Origin of the sequence: Pleurocapsa sp. FMAR1, from assembly GCF_963665995.1 — a bacterium.
In the GTDB taxonomy this organism is placed as follows: Bacteria; Cyanobacteriota; Cyanobacteriia; order Cyanobacteriales; family Xenococcaceae; genus Waterburya.
The window spans coordinates 3,902,680-3,918,990 of sequence record NZ_OY762512.1 but is presented as its reverse complement, the minus strand read 5'-3'; the positions used below and the strand labels follow the sequence as shown (position 1 = coordinate 3,918,990).

The 16,311-nt window shown below is 38.0% G+C and carries 18 protein-coding genes; 11 read left to right on the top strand and 7 right to left on the bottom strand.

Annotated features, from left to right (window positions below; translation table 11 throughout):
* The first annotated feature begins 30 nt into the window (after positions 1-30).
* The 4 genes from SLP02_RS19125 (at position 31) to SLP02_RS19110 (ending at position 1,361) form a co-directional block, all read left to right on the top strand.
* Positions 31-309 carry a hypothetical protein gene (locus SLP02_RS19125; protein WP_319422314.1) on the top strand — a complete coding sequence of 93 codons (279 nt, stop codon included), beginning with the start codon at positions 31-33 and terminating at the stop codon, positions 307-309.
* The gene (locus tag SLP02_RS19120; RefSeq protein WP_319422313.1) at positions 309-713 is read left to right on the top strand and encodes a type II toxin-antitoxin system VapC family toxin; all 405 of its coding nucleotides are present in this window, start codon (positions 309-311) and stop codon (positions 711-713) included. Before SLP02_RS19125 ends, SLP02_RS19120 begins: the two co-directional genes overlap by 1 nt.
* Before the next feature lie 101 nt (positions 714-814).
* Entirely contained in the window at positions 815-1,111 is a 297-nt protein-coding gene (locus SLP02_RS19115) for a type II toxin-antitoxin system Phd/YefM family antitoxin (protein ID WP_319422312.1), read from the top strand.
* The gene (locus SLP02_RS19110; protein WP_319423707.1) at positions 1,095-1,361 is read left to right on the top strand and encodes a Txe/YoeB family addiction module toxin; all 267 of its coding nucleotides are present in this window, start codon (positions 1,095-1,097) and stop codon (positions 1,359-1,361) included. The genes SLP02_RS19115 and SLP02_RS19110 overlap by 17 nt, the downstream gene beginning before the upstream one ends.
* A 212-nt stretch (positions 1,362-1,573) precedes the next feature.
* Here the strand turns inward: SLP02_RS19110 and SLP02_RS19105 are convergent, their stop codons facing one another.
* Genes SLP02_RS19105 through SLP02_RS19090 form a run of 4 tightly spaced genes read right to left on the bottom strand, consistent with a single transcriptional unit; the run spans position 1,574 to position 4,855 of the window.
* On the bottom strand, positions 1,574-2,074 hold the full coding sequence (locus tag SLP02_RS19105) for a pilus assembly FimT family protein (protein WP_319422311.1): 501 nt from the start codon (positions 2,072-2,074) through the stop codon (positions 1,574-1,576).
* Positions 2,075-2,121: 47 nt separating this feature from the next.
* Positions 2,122-2,643, bottom strand: coding sequence for a pilus assembly FimT family protein (locus tag SLP02_RS19100; protein WP_319422310.1), 522 nt, complete (start codon positions 2,641-2,643; stop codon positions 2,122-2,124).
* Positions 2,603-3,316: a hypothetical protein gene (locus SLP02_RS19095; protein WP_319422309.1), complete on the bottom strand. Its 714-nt coding sequence runs from the start codon at positions 3,314-3,316 to the stop codon at positions 2,603-2,605. Before SLP02_RS19095 ends, SLP02_RS19100 begins: the two co-directional genes overlap by 41 nt.
* Before the next feature lie 6 nt (positions 3,317-3,322).
* Entirely contained in the window at positions 3,323-4,855 is a 1,533-nt protein-coding gene (locus SLP02_RS19090) for a DUF7305 domain-containing protein (RefSeq protein ID WP_319422308.1), read from the bottom strand.
* A 592-nt stretch (positions 4,856-5,447) separates the two neighbouring features.
* Between SLP02_RS19090 and SLP02_RS19085 the strand changes: the two genes are divergently transcribed.
* Positions 5,448-5,573: a hypothetical protein gene (locus SLP02_RS19085; protein ID WP_319422307.1), complete on the top strand. Its 126-nt coding sequence runs from the start codon at positions 5,448-5,450 to the stop codon at positions 5,571-5,573.
* A 27-nt stretch (positions 5,574-5,600) separates the two neighbouring features.
* Here the strand turns inward: SLP02_RS19085 and SLP02_RS19080 are convergent, their stop codons facing one another.
* Together SLP02_RS19080 and SLP02_RS19075 are read right to left on the bottom strand one after the other, a co-directional pair.
* The gene (locus SLP02_RS19080) at positions 5,601-5,807 is read right to left on the bottom strand and encodes a DUF5615 family PIN-like protein (protein WP_319422306.1); all 207 of its coding nucleotides are present in this window, start codon (positions 5,805-5,807) and stop codon (positions 5,601-5,603) included.
* Positions 5,808-6,223: 416 nt separating this feature from the next.
* Positions 6,224-6,463: a DUF433 domain-containing protein gene (locus tag SLP02_RS19075; protein WP_319422305.1), complete on the bottom strand. Its 240-nt coding sequence runs from the start codon at positions 6,461-6,463 to the stop codon at positions 6,224-6,226.
* A gap of 589 nt (positions 6,464-7,052) precedes the next feature.
* On the opposite strand from SLP02_RS19075, the gene SLP02_RS19070 reads away from it, so the two are divergent.
* The 5 genes from SLP02_RS19070 (at position 7,053) to SLP02_RS19050 (ending at position 14,133) form a co-directional block, all read left to right on the top strand.
* The gene (locus tag SLP02_RS19070; RefSeq protein WP_319422304.1) at positions 7,053-8,876 is read left to right on the top strand and encodes a sodium:solute symporter family protein; all 1,824 of its coding nucleotides are present in this window, start codon (positions 7,053-7,055) and stop codon (positions 8,874-8,876) included.
* Between the two features lie 161 nt (positions 8,877-9,037).
* Positions 9,038-9,559 (top strand): COP23 domain-containing protein, encoded by a 522-nt coding sequence (locus SLP02_RS19065; RefSeq protein ID WP_319422303.1) that lies wholly within the window; start codon positions 9,038-9,040, stop codon positions 9,557-9,559.
* Positions 9,560-10,049: 490 nt separating this feature from the next.
* Positions 10,050-10,994, top strand: a complete 945-nt coding sequence (locus tag SLP02_RS19060; RefSeq protein ID WP_319422302.1) for a hypothetical protein — start codon at positions 10,050-10,052, stop codon at positions 10,992-10,994.
* Positions 10,995-11,024: 30 nt separating this feature from the next.
* On the top strand, positions 11,025-12,881 hold the full coding sequence (locus SLP02_RS19055) for a CHAT domain-containing protein (protein WP_319422301.1): 1,857 nt from the start codon (positions 11,025-11,027) through the stop codon (positions 12,879-12,881).
* A 679-nt stretch (positions 12,882-13,560) separates the two neighbouring features.
* Positions 13,561-14,133, top strand: a complete 573-nt coding sequence (locus tag SLP02_RS19050) for a hypothetical protein (protein ID WP_319422300.1) — start codon at positions 13,561-13,563, stop codon at positions 14,131-14,133.
* Positions 14,134-14,192: 59 nt separating this feature from the next.
* Here SLP02_RS19050 and SLP02_RS19045 read toward each other — a convergent pair whose 3' ends face one another.
* A complete protein-coding gene (locus SLP02_RS19045; protein ID WP_319422299.1) occupies positions 14,193-14,648 on the bottom strand; it encodes a DUF1499 domain-containing protein in 456 nt (151 codons plus the stop codon).
* 187 nt (positions 14,649-14,835) lie between these two features.
* Here SLP02_RS19045 and murD point away from each other — a divergent pair, with 187 nt between their 5' ends.
* Positions 14,836-16,233: a UDP-N-acetylmuramoyl-L-alanine--D-glutamate ligase gene (gene murD, locus SLP02_RS19040; RefSeq protein ID WP_319422298.1), complete on the top strand. Its 1,398-nt coding sequence runs from the start codon at positions 14,836-14,838 to the stop codon at positions 16,231-16,233.
* Positions 16,234-16,311 lie beyond the last annotated feature (78 nt).

Genomic DNA, 16,311 nt, shown 5'->3' with positions numbered 1-16,311 from the left:
ATAGAATGAATACAGTTTGCTTGTTTGATTATGGTTGGAACAAACGTCAATATCAGTAAAAAAGCTCAGGAACTTTTAATTAAAGCTGCTGCCGAGAGAAAAGTTTCTGTAGAAACCCTTGCTTCAGAAATACTAAATGAAAGTATTCAAAATAAGTTCTCCAAAATCAACACTGGTGCAGCAGTGGAAAAAAAATATAGCCCTAATCCTTTGGCGAATATGCAACCCTACGCCTATTATGCCGATCCCGAACAACCCGCTATTCCTCAAGAAGATTGGAATATGGAAAACTTCGATGAAAAGACTTGATGATTGTACTAGATACTCATATTTTTGTGTGGTTGAATCAAAACGATCCTAGATTGACCAATTATCATCGTCAGGTTATTGAAAAAGAAAGAGAATATGGACTAGGAATTTCTACTATCAGTCTGATTGAGATAGCCAGACTGGTTAGTGCTGAAAGAATTATTCTTCCTTTACCGATTCAAGAATGGTTTGAAATCGCCTTGTCACAAGAAGGAATAATTTTAATTAGTATCACTCCTGCGATCGCAGTTGAGGCACAAACTTTACCAGGTGATTTTCATAAAGATCCAGCAGATAGGATAATTGTGGCTACAGCAAGGGTATCTAATATTTCTGTTGTCACAGTTGACAAAAAAATACTTGACTATTCTTTTGTCAAGACTATTGCGCCTAATATCAGCTAATTGTCATTGAAAAGTTCTTGAGTAGCGAAATCGCGCTTAGAGTTGGCTTGATGCTAAAAGTTCTGTAAATCGTTATTTGTCATGATAATATGTACAAAAAAATGTTTCCTATATCTACTTCCTATACCGATGCCAGACAAAATTTGGCTACCTTGTTGAATCGAATTGAACAGGAAAATGCGATCGCTCTTATTACCAGAAGAGGGCATAAAGATATTGCCATTTTACCTGCTGATGAACTGACTGCTATTTTAGAGAGTTTGCATTTACTGCGATCGCCTAAAAATGCCGAGCGATTGTTTGCAGCTTTAGAGGAGTCGAGAGTTCGGGATGGACTGCCAGATGAATTAATTGAGAGCGAAGGTTTGTCAGAATTAATCGATAAATGCCAACCGTAAGATTATCTTTAACCAAAGGTTTCGAGAAGATTTAGGCTGGTGGTTTAGAAAAGACAAGGCTAAAGCAAAGAAAATTCTAGATTTAATAGAAGCAGTGACTAAAGATCCATTCAAAGGTATTGGCAAGCCTGAACCCTTGAAGCATATAGCAAGTGATGTTTGGTCGAGAAGAATTACTCAGGAACATAGATTAGTTTATCGAGTAACCGAAAGATTTGTCGAATTTTTGCAAGCTAGATATCATTATTAGAATATTCTTTCCTTAATGTTGTAGCCTCGGTTCTTCTGACTATATGCGGCTAAAGCCTTTGTGACTTATAGCAGTCGAAGCAAAGGTTAAGACAACTATTATTTGTTTCGCGCAAAGACGCAAAGAGATTTAAGAGATATTTTAAATGTCTTAATCTATAGTTCGGTTGCTATATATCACCTCAAAGTGACCTATGGAAACAGAATTTAGTATTATTCTGTCTGGCAGTTGCTGCCAGAAACAGAACCAGTCTTACTGCCGTTATAGTCACCAACTCTTTTAATACCAGTACCCAAAGCAATTACAAAGCATTTTTGTAAGTCAGTATAGTCTGAAGATAAAACAATAGTTCCCATTCTGGTAGTGCTGCCTCTATAGGAAAAGGTAATATTTGTTGCGCCTGTAAAATTGCTGCGGACAGTTATTTCGTCATTTAGATTGCGATCGCTTAGTAAACAGCCCGCATTGGCAGTGATTTTTTTAGTATTGGGGTCTATATTGATTTGACAGGATTTACCTCGAACCATAGCTAACCGCTGAGTTTCATTGATTGCCCCTAATAGCTGCTGTAATGCTCCTTGCAATCTAATACGACTAAGTAAACCAAGAAAGTTAGGAACAGCGATCGCAGCTATAATCCCAATAATAACAAGAACAATCATCAGTTCTGTCAAAGTATAACCGCGATCGCTTTTTTTTGCTGACTGTAGCATTATTAATTTCTCTGGTTTAATAATTTAGCAGTATAAAACAATAGTATTTATTGACAATTAGCATATACAGGTGTTGCACCCGCAGCGATAGCTTCAGAATAATCTCCCGATCTCTGCGAACCCAATAGACTATCTATAACCACACATTTTCGCGAATCTGTGCCATTAGGAATAGATACAACTAAAAGAGGAGTTGCCCCAGTTATATTGCCTTTACCTGAAAAAGTAATTGGGGTTGTAGTAGAGTTTAGTTGAATTTTGTAACTATCGGTGTTTAATTCTCTATTGCTTAACAAGCATCCACCAGAAATAGTACTATCAGTAATATTAACATTAATAGAACATTGCTTCCCTTTACGCATAGCTTGTCTTTGAGCTTCTTTTAACGCTCCTTCTACTTGCCTTTGTGCCTGATTGACTCGATTGCGATTGAGCAAGCCAAGAAAGTTAGGAGTAGCGATCGCCGCAATTACCCCAATAATGATAATTGTGACGAGCATTTCAATTAAGGTAAAACCAGAGTTAGATTTACGGGCAGCGTAAAGCGACATCAGGGATAATCTCCACATAAGTTTCTGCGATCGGTTCATCTCCAGTACCAATAGCTCCGCCATTTTTGTCTTTAAAATTAGTACCGTCCCAATTCCAAACTTGATAGCCAACCTTTAAAGTTCTATGAGGGGCGGTACTATTATTAGTTGTGCTACTTATTTCAAAACGCCTTAAAGCTAACTGCTTACCACCTGTATCCAGAGAACCGTCTGATTTAATTTTTTTAATGATGGTCTTGGTAAGTGAGGTACTAGTTGCGGGGCTTGCTGCCGTTTCTTGAAGTCTATCCCAAAGTGCTTTAGCATAGCTATTTTCATAGGCTGTTCTTGCAGGTATTTCAACAGGTATAGGAGGAGTTGCTGATGGTGCAGCAGCTATTGCAGACGTATCTATTGGATTACATACAGGATTAGCTTTTGGCGAATCTCCTGTTGCTGGTGCTGGTGGTGTTAGAGTTGTGCTACCTAGTCGGTTAATCCTTTCAATATCTTCCTGGATCAGTTCATTAGCTCTTTGCTTTTCTTGTGCTTGAACTTTCATTGCCATAGCATAGACCAAGCTTTGCATGGATACAGCAACGAAGAGCAAAGCAATTAGCAGTGAAATAAGAATTTCAAAGGTAGTAAAACCTGTTTCTTTTCGAGGCGTTCCTTTTTTAAATTTGAACAATAACAATAACAATTTATTCATAAGAGTTTAATTTACCTGCTCCGTTTTCCAGTTAGTTGGGCTACCAGTTATTGGTCTGGCGGTTCTGCGGGCGGTTGTGCTATAAAATCTGTAAGCTCTACCTGAAGTGGAAGCATCATCGGTGGTAGGTTCTCTGGTGATCATGTCTGGAGAAATAGTAGTTGCTGTAGTTGCTGCTGTTGATGTTCTATTATTAACGAAATCTTTAACCCAAACAGAGCCATTAATAGTGACTTTTCTATTTCCATTAATAGTTAAGGTACTATTAGGGGCATGGATAAAGCCGTTAATGGTGACATCTCCACCAGTAGCATTGATTTCAAGGTTGTTATTGCCATTGACGTATATTTCAAAAGCATTTGAATCATTGGCAACGGGACTAGTACTACCAATTTTTACATCTCTACCAGATGCATTGATAGTAAGAGATTGATTTAGTACCAAGGTGGTTCTAGCAACTCCATCAGTTAATAAATCTGTATCTACCAACGGTGAAGTTAGAGACGAAGGGTTAGATGGATGTGAAGGTGAAATATTAGATCCAAATTCATAATAGTAGCGACACAATTTGATATTGGAGCAATTAGTATTATTGGCATCTGGGTTAAATGGGGAATGTGTAGTAGCACCAAAAAGCAATCGCCCTGTTGTACTATTATCGGGAGTATTTATTGTACTTGGTTCACCAGTAAGAGCATCTCTCGCTTTTTCAAAATCTCCCTTATCAGCAGGAACTGTTGCTGTTGGATTAGAAACTTTTGCAATTGGAGGCAAATTGCGACTGTCGCTAATAACTGGTCTTGTTCCTGTCGCTAAACTAGGAAAATTTCTACATCCATCAATTGCTGTGGCTTTATCGGTAATAACAACATTTCCATTGCCGATAGTTAAATTACCCAGTTTTGTCGTGGTGCTATCGTAATTACCAATCCATAAAGCAGGGGCAAGATTCTTCACATCATCGAGATTAATGCGAATGGGAATATCTACCTGAATTTGCGCTTCACTGTTATCAGATGCTGTACCTTTGATTGTTAAAATACCTCTAGCATTATTATTAGCAGTATCATTTGTCATATTAAATGTACCGTTGGCAATCGAAGTAGCAGGAGGATTATCATTGGTATAGTCATAAGAAACTAATAAGTAAGAGCCAATAGTAAAACTATCTGTAGAGTCACCATCATTATTAAGAATCTGACCATCTTCATCCAGACTAATGTTTTTAGAAACCCCTGGAAGAAAACTGGTTAAATTATCACAAATTTGCGTTTGTGTTCCCCACGCGCTTGAGTCATATACTGTTAATATTCGGTTACGATCTAATAATTCTCTATATCGGGCTACGCCGACTTCGGCGATCGCCAGAGCATCAGAGCGTGAATTTTGAGTGATGGCGGTTAAATTCTCTTCATTAGCTGTGGTAATGCTTACTGCGGCTAAAAGAAGCATCACCAAACCCAAGGCAATTACCATTGGCAGAGTAAAACCCTCGTCCCTGGCGCGACGCTGTAATAGAGTTTTTAATAATAATTTCATGTAAAGTTAGAACTTACCAATAGATATCAACAAAGGTATTAGAACCTACGCATTTCAATTAATTTAGCCCCCCTAGCCCCCCAAATCTGGGGGGAAAGAGTTTTAAGTCCCCCCAGATTTGGGGGATTTAGGGGGCAAGCGCGTAAGTCCTAGGTATATAAAATCCAGCCTTAATTGTTACCTAGAGTACCCAAAAGAACTGCGATCGCGATCGTTGACAAGCAAAAAATAAACTAATACCGTTTGGTTAAGCCCCCCAGCCCCCAACTTTGGGTGAGTCAGATTCAGAAAAGTCCCCCAAACTTAAGCGACCAACCGAACAGTATTGAAAAATAATCTATCTCACAAGAGTACACACATTCATATCGCATTACATATGAACGTTAGGACGTTCGGTTAAATTACTACTCCCTACTTTTTACTTTTTACTGTCTTGGTGCGCGTTCCCTTGCGAAGCAAAACCGTTGCGGAGGTTTCCTCCGTTGAGGTTATTGCTGAGGGCGCGCCTGACGGCGACGCGGGGTCGCACCGCTTTTTACTTCCTAAAAATAATAGCTACTATAATGAGGCATTTTAAACAGGCACTAAATCCATGACGCTGATTGACTGGTTAATTGTCCTTGTATATTTTCTGCTCACCATTGGTTTAGGAGTGTTTCTTTCTCGCAAGGCATCCCAAAGCATGGAAGACTTTTTTGTTTCAGGGCGATCGCTCTAAACACATATCAATTAGAACTGTTAACATTTAAAATTTATTACGAAAACGAACCATTGTTTCTGTAACGACAACAAAACTATCAGGAATTCTGGGAAGATACATTAAAAACAAACGCTGTAAGACGTTAATTTTATTTGCAGAACGTTCATCTTGCAAACGCATCAAAATTATTCCTCTGTGGGGACATTTTTCTCGATAAACCTTTTCCCCAAAGTCTTTGTCATTGGTAATCAAATGTATGTAATACCTCTAGCTTCTTAGAGGTTGTCTGAGAAGTCTTATTTGTTACACCAAAGCCCCCTAAATCCCCCAAGCTTGGGGGACTTTTTTCATATTCCCCCCAAATTTGGGGGGCTAGGGGGGCAAAACACAGGATTAAAAAACTTATTCAGATATCAGGGCTATTTCATTCTCGAAAGCCAGAGAATAAATTCTCTGTCTAAATATATTAAGTCCGTTTAAACGGACTTGGACTTTAAGCCAAGAAATTCATTTCTTGATTAATTATAGTCAGAATGAAATAGCCCTGTTCAGATATCCTCTTCATAAACTGAAAATACTTCGTAACCTTGTTCTCTCAGCCAAAAAGCCAATTTAATACCAGCACACTCATCTACTAAGAAACGCATTTTATAAATTTCACCTACTTTTCACCTACTTAGTGGCATAAATGCTGTAGTTTCTAGAGATTGAGAAGCAAACAATAAATAAGCTCTAATATCTGCTTCTACTAAACCATCATATTCTTCAATAATCTCTGCTATTGATGCACCGTGACCCAAAAGATTGAGAATATATTCTACCGTAAGGCGTGTCCCTTGAATTACGGGTTTTCCTACCATTACTTCAGAATTGGTAGTAATACGGCTTAGTAGTTCTCGATCATTCATAGTTAATTTATGATTAAAGTCTTTATTAATAGCTTAGGCAATGAATTAATCTGCTTGCTTCTCTATAATATTCTATGCCTTCAGTCTGATGAACAAGAGATTATCAAAAGATAATAGCTACTCTTTTCTTAAAGCTAAAAGCTATAAACTACGTCTAATGTGAATTGACTTTTTAACTATCAGCTTATAAAAAGTCCAATATTTTAAGAGAAATAAAGATTTTTTGAGAACCTAACTCAAGCAGATTCAATTTTTCATCCAGATAGCTAGAAATTAGTTGATGAGTAAAGTCATGGTCATGGTTAATGTTTACGGAAGGGGTTTGGGGAGGGTCGTAACGTCCCCAACAGGGGGTCTGGGGGAAAGTTCCCCCAGTATTATATTTTGGTTTTTACAGACAAATTTTGGATAGAAATGGAAGAATCAGCTTTTTTTCTTGGTCAGCATTCCCTTGCGCCTAACGGCGACGCGGTTCAACAGTCCGTTGCGGAGGTTCCCTCCGTTGAAGGAACTGTTGAACCCTTTAGGGGGTCTCACCGCTAATTCACATTAAGCGTATAATGAGGCATTTTAAACAGGCACTAAATCCATGACGCTGATTGACTGGCTAATTGTCCTTGTATATTTTCTGCTCACCATTGGTTTAGGGGTTTTTCTCTCCCGTAAGGCATCCCAAAGCATGGAAGACTTTTTTGTTTCAGGGCGATCGCTTCCGTGGTGGTTAGCAGGGACAAGTATGGCAGCGACCACTTTTTCCATTGATACACCTTTATATATTTGTGGTGTGGTAGGTAGTCGCGGTATTGCTGGTAACTGGGAATGGTGGAGTTTTGGTATTTCTCATGTAATCATGATTTATATCTTTTCTCGTTTGTGGCGACGTTCGGAAATTCTTACCGATGCAGAATTAACAGAGGTGCGTTATGGCGGAAATACGGCTGCTGTTTTGCGGGGGACGAAAGCTTTTCTCTTTGCTGTGCCGATTAACTGTATTGGTATTGGTTACGCCATGCTAGCGATGGTTAAGGTAGTAGATGCCTTAGAACTTTGGCAAAGTTTGGGAGTTAATCCAGGGGAAAACATCAAAATTTGGAGTGTAGTCGGCGTTAGCGTTATAGTTTTAGTATATTCTGGCTTTTCTGGGCTATGGGGCGTTGTGACTACGGATTTCTTTCAATTTTTTCTGGCTTTACTTGGTGCGATCGCCGTAGCAATTGTAGCCGTCAATCATGTAGGTGGTATTCATGAACTAATTCCCCAAGTTCAACAAGCCAGTGAGATAGATGTTTTGTCTTTTTTCCCTGTTCAATTCAGCAATGGCAGTATGGGGTGGAATGATGCTGCGGGAATTACCGCTACTACTTTTTCTGCTTACTTGTTTCTTCAGTGGTGGTCTTTTCGTCGCAGCGATGGCGGGGGAGAGTTTGTACAGCGTTTGGCAGCAGCAAAAACTGAAGCCGAAGCTGAAAAAGCCTCGTGGTTTTTTAATATCCTTCACTATGGAATACGTACTTGGCCCTGGATTATAGTTGCTTTGGTAGCTATGGTTATCTATCCAGATCTAGAAGATAAGGAACTGGCATATCCAAAATTGATGCTGGATTTTTTGCCTCCTGTAATGTTGGGTTTGGTGGTGACTTCGCTGATTGCAGCCTTTATGAGTACGGTTTCTACTTCGATTAACTGGGGTGCATCTTATTTGACCAACGACCTTTACCGACGTTTTCTCAAGCCTAACGCTAGTCAAGCAGAATTAGTGATGGTAGGTAGAATCGCCTCTGTTTTAGTGACAGTTTTTGGGGCGATCGCTGCATTTTATTCTACTGATATTACCACTGTTTTTCGTTTAGTAATTGCGATCGGCACTGGGCCTGGGTTGGTGTTGATCTTGCGTTGGTTTTGGTGGCGAATTAATGCTGCTGCGGAATTGACTGCTATGGTAGGCGGTTTTATTATTGGGCTAATTACCAGTATTTATCCTCAACAAATTATCGACCTTTTTCCCATATTTGAACAAATATTAGGCGATTTCGGTTCTAATCTCCTATTTATTTCGGTTGTAACTGCCTTGCTGTGGATTACCGTGATGTATCTTACTCCTCCAGAAGCCGATGCTACTTTAGATAAATTCTATCGCCGAGTACAGCCAGGAGGAATAGGCTGGAAGCGTCAGCGAGAGAGAACAGGTATTCCTGCTGCACAAAATTTAACTCAAGATTTAATTAGAGTGATTGCTGCCACCTTGCTTTTATTTGGCTCAATGTTTGCGATCGGTGGATTTTTGTTGCTGCAATCTTTGACAGGCTGGATATCCCTTACTGTGGCAGTTATAGGTGGCTTCTGGCTACGTCAGATAAATAAACGTCAACCTGTATCCATGCCTAGACCTGGGCTTTTGAAAGATAAGGGATAAAGAATAAAGGATGAGAAGCGTTTGAAAAATCATCTTTATCAAAAATTTACGCTTGTGACAATATATTTAGTGAAATAATAGTAATTCAGTAAGTTTACATAGTAAATTACATTTGGTGTATGTTTAATATAGCTCTATATACCAAATAGAAGACACGATCTATGAATAAAAAGCACCTATATACTGCCTTGGTCGGTTGCGCGATCGCGATAAGTTCGTTGCCCGTCCAGGCAGAAAAAAATCCTAATAAAAAATCTGCTAATACTGCCTTTGTCTGCGCTACTCAAGAAGGTACGCCAACAATGTATGCCTATACTTCAGGGCAAGTGAACCTCAAGCCAATCATGAGTTGGCACTCAGAATATCTACTTCCAAAACAGTCTGGCAAAGAAATTTGTCAGCAAACTGCCAACAAATTACAGGCTTCGTATCAGCAAAAAACAGCCAAATATCTGAAGGCAGAAAGTCTAGAAAAGAAAAATTTAGTTTGCTTAGTTACAGAAGAAAACCAAAACTGCGCTGATAAAGCCAGCGAGAAGTTGTTCAGCGTAAATCCTAACTACAATGCAGGTTGCGTTTTAAACAATATGAAGCCTTTAGAGTGTAAGGCATTAAAAAGTAGAGGTAATATATATAGCTTTGACGACAAACCATATCAACCTGTATGGTGGCCGTGGTGGTAAGCTGCTTAATAGTATATGCAAAAAGTTCCTAATATCAATCAAAATTATTAGTTGACATTGGGCATATGGTTAAAAGCTTATTTAGGTTTAAATAAATATACAAGAAGTCGCTACTTATTCTTCTGTCTTAATGTTAAACGATCTAAAACTGTGGCTATTGTTTGCTTTAATCTTCCCTAGTTTATTTGAGGCTTGTTACTAACAATTACACTTAGGTAAACAATAGCTATTCTAATATAACAAAACTTATGCAACAAAAAATAGCTTGATAGAAGAACTAAAAGTCTAAAAAAGCTATTGTTCTAAGTCAAGGGTATTTCGGTATTCACTATGTTTTTCATCTCGATTAACTGCAAATAAGAACACAAAGCCCAAGTTATATATAGAAATATTTGAAAAATTACCCACGTAAATGTCAATTATTAATAAGTTCAATAAGTCCCTTGTGCAAATTGCTAAGTTCTCTTTAATGAACGCTTTGTTTTTATCAATGAGCAGTGAGATTAAAGCTGAAGTTCCTGACAATATAACTTCTAAATCATCAGCAAGTAATTTATTAGGAAATACGATTAAATCTACAAAATCAGAATTAAAATTCAACTTTACTTCTTTTAACAATCTAAATATTAATAGTACTGTAGCTGCCGAATCTTCAGAATCCTCCTCTCCTGCCGATAGCGGTATTCCATCATTACGTCGCCAACCCACAGGGGGAGAAAGATTTGAACCAACAAGAATACCACTACGAATACCATTTACCCAGCAGCCTTATCGAGCTTCCCCAAGTATCACAATTATTAATCCATCTGCCTATGGTGCGTCCTGGAGAAGTGCGGGAATAGGTTTTGGTTTCCAAGATCGTGTTCGCTTCCGAGATAAAGCAGACGGAGTAATAGGTATAGGTTTCGGTTTAGGAAATCCCTCAAAAAACATTGGCGCGCAGATTGGAATTAGTTTAGTTGACGTAAGTTCACCATTCAGCGACGGAGCAATCAATCTTAAGTTGCATCGTCGTTTACCCAAGGATTTTGCCGTAGCTATTGGAGTACAAGGTTTAGCTACATGGGGTAATACTGATGGGGGTTCTTCAGTTTATGGAGTTGTTACGAAAAGATTCAAATTACGTGAAGATAGAAGCAAAGCTTTTAGTGAAATATATACAACTGTTGGAGTAGGAGGTGGGCAATTTCGTTCTGAGTCTAATATTAATAACGGTAATAAAACACTAGGTATCTTCGGTAGTTTAGCAGTCAAAATTTTAGATCCTGTGGGATTTGTGGCTGAGTGGAGCGGTCAAGATTTAACCATTGGTACTCCTATTGTTTTGTTTAGAAAATTACCTCTTGTAATAGTACCTGCTCTAACAGATATTGCTGGTACCGCTGGAGATGGCACAAGATTTATCTTTGGTTTTGGCTATACTTTTACTTTTTAAAATCATTTTACCTTTTAGGAAAATATCAACATGAAATTATTTCAACTGCCAGTCAAAATACTTTTAGTTCTAATCTGGTCATTGTTAGCTACTGATTCAGTTCGTTCTCAAACAGGGAATATGTCGGATATTACATTGCCAAATCCCAACGAAATTATGAATGGTAGTCCTACAGATGGCAACACTGCCGATAGCAATACTTTGACTGAAACAACGGGACTTTCTGACGCTTTAGAAACTCCTTCTGATAACTCGAACACCTCTTCAGGGAGTACTAACCAAAATTCAAATCAGGCAGTTCAGGAAACACCCAATGCTGTTGGAGGTTCATCAGATACAAGCTCATTAGATACGAACAAATCGCCAGCCACAACTAGTACTCCAGCGACGGAAAAACCCGCTCAAGAAGAGGAAACACCCGCTCAAGCACAAGCAACAGAAAAAGCCGCTCAGGAAGAAAAAAAGGCTGTTGAGGAAGAAAAAAAGGCTGTTGAGGAAGAAAAAAAAGCTGCTGAGGAAAATGTAAATACAGGACAATTAGATCGTGTTGCTTATGAGGTACAATTCCAAAACGCTCCTACTGATTTAGCAATACAAATGCAGGAGGAGTTTCAATTAAATCAATTAATTAATTCTTCAGGATTACAAATATATGGCAAAGTGCCTTCTGTTCGGGATATTTCTCGCAGATTGGCTGAATTGGAACAGCAAACTGGTAAAAAGGCTGCATTTATCAATATATCACTGCAAAAAAATCAGCTTGAATCATTGGCAGTGCTGCCCGATGATTCAAAATCTGCTGCTGCTAAAAGTTCTACAGTTGCCTCAAGCGATCTTAAATCCACAGATCTGCCTCAATTAAAAGAGACAACTATACGGAAAACTGTCAAGGACACCTCTAGAAAAGATGTAATCGCGACTGCAACTCAATTCCGTGAAGAGGTTAGTAACGCTAGAAATTTACAAGATACTGACTACAGGGAATCAGGGCAAAAACTTTATAACGTATTAATTAAACCTTTAGAAGCGCAATTGCAAGCTAATAATATCGACATTTTGGTTTTCTCAATGGATTCGGGATTACGTTTATTGCCTCTAGCAGCACTTTATGATGGTAAACAATTTTTAGTCGAAAAATATGCTACGGCAATAGTTCCTAGCTTTGGTTTAACAGATACTCGCTACGTAGATCCTGCAAAAAGCTCTATTTTGGCTATGGGAGCTTCAGAATTTACCGATCAACCGTCATTACCAACTATGGGTATAGAATTAAAAACTATTGTCAGCGATCCTCGTAAAGGAGAGGCATTTCTGAATAAGCAGTTTACTATTCCTAACTTTATAGCTCAAAATAGCCGTAAAAATTCTTTTCAGATTATTCATCTTGGCACCCATGCAGAATTTAAAGCAGGGGATTTAAATGATTCTTATATTCAGTTTTACGATGGTAAGCTGAGAATTCCCCAACTACGAAATATATCAGATAAGCTTGGTTGGAATACCGCCAACACGCCAATAGAATTGTTGGTTTTAAGTGCTTGTGACACTGCTATAGGAGACGAAAAAGCAGAACTAGGTTTCGCAGGATTGGCAGTACAAGCAGGCGTTAAATCAGCATTAGCAAGCCTTTGGTATGTTAGTGATTTGGGAACATTAGCTCTGATGGGTGAATTTTATAATCAATTAGATAGTACTTTGATTAAAGCTGAAGCTTTGCAACAAACTCAATTAGAAATGTTGCATGGCAAAGTTAACATTAATGATAAACGCGTTGATTTATCAAATGGAGAAAAATTGGCTCTACCAAAAGAGTTTCCTGAAGGTAATTTATCCCTTGCTCATCCTTACTTTTGGTCGTCTTTTACATTGATTGGTAACTGGAACTGATTAAGTAATAAAGTAGTTAGCTAATAACATAGCTCCTATAAAGCGATCGCTATTTAATTAGTAATTAGCGATCGAGTTTTCAAATGAGAATTGAACCCAAAGACAAATTGAACTATTCGCTCTCTACTAATAACTCAATGGAGCGTAGTCTGACAGATATTTTCTGCTCAAGGCTGCGCTATTTTGATAGCTGTTTATGATTGGAAAATCAATAAGGTTGGGATATTTACTCCATAACAAAAATTACTTATTCCAGCATCATAGAGATAAATGCAGATAGATTATTTCTTCTATCAAGAGCGATCGCAATTTAGCAACCAACTAATTGCTATTGTTTTTTTTGCTTAAGCTACCTATAATCAATCAAATATCTCTTGTAATCTTGATGCAATAAGAGTTTTACTTTATTATTAAACCGTTAATTATAAAATTTTTTAATTATAATTTTGGTATATAGTGATTTTTAATTTATATTATTTTTATAACCTTTAGTAATTACTTGAATCAACTACAGATTTTGACTGTACTTCTCGTCTTCTCTTTTCGATCATTTTACTAATACAATTCTCATACTGCATAAACTCATAATTGCAGCCTATAAAATAAATAACTAACTTTTTAGATAAATGAGCAATAGTTATGGCTTTAAAATCATTTAATTTGAGTCATCTTTAATTTTATGAATAGATATAGCACAGTGATTTGTCTAGGAATAATATTTACTTTTGTAGCGAGTAAAAATGCGATCGCTCAATCAAAAAATATAAATTATATTCATGCTTGTGATCGAATTTCTCAACAGGTTTCCTCATCAATAGATAACATTCAAAAGACGGCTAAAATCAAGCAGAATATTAATCAAATTGAGCAACCAAAAACTGTTTCTGGTAATACGCAAACTAGCTTTTGGTGGGCAACAGAACAATTCGATCCCTTTGGCGGAAAATTAGTGCAAAATTGGCTTGCTTATCCTAAAAAGCAACAAATAAACTTAATTGTTAATTGGCAATTATGGACTATGCTTGACTATTTAGGACGTTACCGCTTTGTTAATCAGTTTGGAACGGTAGCTAGAAAATATGGCTATAATCTTAATATTTTCAATCAAAAAGAACAATGTTTAGCAACCTATAAATATAGTCGTGTCAGCAACCCTCCTAAATGGGAACTTCATCTAGAAAAGTTAGGAGAAGATAGTTTACAAATTGAACCTTTAGAAAGCTTTAAAGGAACAAATAATAAAGGGGTTTAAGAATGGATGAGGGCTAAATTGATAATTGTTATCGTTAGGCAGAGATTTTCATAATCAGATTAAACACCTAGATCTTGCATTGCTAAACGAATTTGTTCAATACGTCGGCGGTTAACTCCTAAATCTGATTCTCCTACTCGTGCAGCAGATCTTACTTGAATTGCATTTTCGTCTTCAGGAAAATAAAATTCGGCATCATCGACAAATTTAAAAATACGGCTGGTAGATTCAGCATGAATATAGTTATCTGTATCTTCAATAACTTCAGTGCGGGGTACAACTGACAAGACTTTTAATAAAGTTTCTCTAGCCGTAGTGCGATCGCTTTTATAAGTAATAGGCTCAACTGCGTGTTTTTCATCTCCATCTTGACTAACAACACAATTAGGCGAACTAGGGCAAGCAGCTAAATGACCATTATCTAAGCCAATAGCTGCAACAGCCGAGGCAGTAAATATTAGACTGCTAGATAGGGTAATAATAATACCAATGATAATTGAGATAAAACCAGACACAATCAATTTACTCTTTAAAGAATTACTCTTTCACTATAAATTGATTCTTGATTTTTATAAGGTCATTTACGACGATGTGGGGCAAATTAGTAAATAGTAATCGGCGATCGCATAACCAGAATTAGATTTGGCTTCTTGTCTGCAAAATAAGCTAACATTTTATGGCAATTGTTACCTTACAGAGTTTATGCCCAAAGGCGAAATTATTGGATTAGGAAGATCGGGAATTGCTGCTGCGAGATTACTCAACAAAGACGGTTGGCAAGTCACCTTAGTAGATTCGGCAACAGAAGAACAAATCGCTTCTAAATCTAACGCGCTTCAACTACAAGCAGCACGACAAAAGTTGATCGCCCAAGGAGTTAGAGTTCAGCTAAATAGCAGTCTGACTCTAAAATCTTCAAATGCAGCAGATCTAATCGTCGTCAGTCCTGGTGTACCTTGGGATACTGCCAGCTTAGAGAAAGCTAGAAAACAGGGTATTGAGACTATCGGCGAGATCGAATTGGCTTGGCGTTATTTAAATAAGATTCCCTGGGTTGGTATTACGGGAACTAACGGCAAAACTACTACTACAGCTTTGATTGCAGCAATATTTAAGGCTGCGGGTTTAAATGCTCCTGCCTGTGGCAATATTGGCAATGCTGCTTGTGAATTAGCAATTCAAAACTTTGATGCTGCTAACCCCAAAGCTTTTGATTGGATTATTGCTGAATTAAGCAGTTATCAAATTGAATCCACTGTGGAATTAGCACCGCAAATCGCTATTTTTACTACTTTCACCCCGGATCATCTTGATCGCCATAAAACTTTAGAGAATTATTATCAAATCAAAGCTTCTTTACTTCGTCGCTGTAAGCAAAAAATTATCAATGGAGACGATCGCTTTTTAGAACAGGCAGGATTAGAATTGGGCAAGGATGTTATCTGGACAAGTGCTAGAGGCAAAGATACTTTCCGAGATCACCGCCGTTTAGAAGTTTATCTTGAAGATGGTTGGATTGTAGCCTTTGGCGAACTTATTGCCCCTGTATCCCTCTTTAAAATGCCAGGTAAACATAATCTACAAAATCTCTTGGTGGCAGTTGCAGCAGCAAAGTTAGCGGGAATTGAGAAAAAGGCGATCGCTCAAGCTATAGCTTCTTTTCCTGGAGTGGAACATCGCCTCGAATATATTTGCACCCATCAAGGAATTAGATTTATCAACGACAGTAAAGCCACCAACTACGATGCAGCAGAAGTAGGCTTAAACTCCCTTAATGCTCCTGTCATCTTGATTGCAGGCGGACAAGCCAAAACAGGAGATGATCTTGCTTGGATTGATACCATTAAAGCTAAGGCTGCTACAGTACTGCTTATTGGCGAAGCAGCACCAGCTTTTGCTCAGAGGTTGAGCGATCGCGGTTATGATAATTATCAAATCGTCGAAACTATGGAAAATGCGGTAAATCGAAGTATTACCCTAGCTCAAAAGCAACAGGCAAAGGTTGTCTTACTTTCTCCCGCCTGTGCCAGTTTCGATCAATATCTCAGCTTTGAAGCGCGAGGCGATCATTTTCGACAGTTGTGTATGGCATTACGGTAAGCTATTAATTGTTCAATTTCCCAGAAGTTACTCAGGAAATTCTCAGAGAATATGTACGACAACTTTAATCAATAGTCT

What these genes read in the sequence shown, in the direction of transcription:
- SLP02_RS19055 (WP_319422301.1), top strand. Translation starts at nt 11,025, where the DNA reads ATGAAATTATTTCAACTGCCAGTCAAAATACTTTTAGTTCTAATCTGG.
- SLP02_RS19105 (WP_319422311.1), bottom strand. Translation starts at nt 2,074, where the DNA reads ATGCTACAGTCAGCAAAAAAAAGCGATCGCGGTTATACTTTGACAGAA.
- murD (WP_319422298.1), top strand. Translation starts at nt 14,836, where the DNA reads ATGCCCAAAGGCGAAATTATTGGATTAGGAAGATCGGGAATTGCTGCT.
- SLP02_RS19090 (WP_319422308.1), bottom strand. Translation starts at nt 4,855, where the DNA reads ATGAAATTATTATTAAAAACTCTATTACAGCGTCGCGCCAGGGACGAG.
- SLP02_RS19120 (WP_319422313.1), top strand. Translation starts at nt 309, where the DNA reads ATGATTGTACTAGATACTCATATTTTTGTGTGGTTGAATCAAAACGAT.
- SLP02_RS19115 (WP_319422312.1), top strand. Translation starts at nt 815, where the DNA reads ATGTTTCCTATATCTACTTCCTATACCGATGCCAGACAAAATTTGGCT.
- SLP02_RS19060 (WP_319422302.1), top strand. Translation starts at nt 10,050, where the DNA reads ATGAGCAGTGAGATTAAAGCTGAAGTTCCTGACAATATAACTTCTAAA.
- SLP02_RS19075 (WP_319422305.1), bottom strand. Translation starts at nt 6,463, where the DNA reads ATGAATGATCGAGAACTACTAAGCCGTATTACTACCAATTCTGAAGTA.
- SLP02_RS19125 (WP_319422314.1), top strand. Translation starts at nt 31, where the DNA reads ATGGTTGGAACAAACGTCAATATCAGTAAAAAAGCTCAGGAACTTTTA.
- SLP02_RS19085 (WP_319422307.1), top strand. Translation starts at nt 5,448, where the DNA reads ATGACGCTGATTGACTGGTTAATTGTCCTTGTATATTTTCTGCTCACC.
- SLP02_RS19100 (WP_319422310.1), bottom strand. Translation starts at nt 2,643, where the DNA reads ATGTGGAGATTATCCCTGATGTCGCTTTACGCTGCCCGTAAATCTAAC.
- SLP02_RS19095 (WP_319422309.1), bottom strand. Translation starts at nt 3,316, where the DNA reads ATGAATAAATTGTTATTGTTATTGTTCAAATTTAAAAAAGGAACGCCT.
- SLP02_RS19065 (WP_319422303.1), top strand. Translation starts at nt 9,038, where the DNA reads ATGAATAAAAAGCACCTATATACTGCCTTGGTCGGTTGCGCGATCGCG.
- SLP02_RS19050 (WP_319422300.1), top strand. Translation starts at nt 13,561, where the DNA reads ATGAATAGATATAGCACAGTGATTTGTCTAGGAATAATATTTACTTTT.
- SLP02_RS19070 (WP_319422304.1), top strand. Translation starts at nt 7,053, where the DNA reads ATGACGCTGATTGACTGGCTAATTGTCCTTGTATATTTTCTGCTCACC.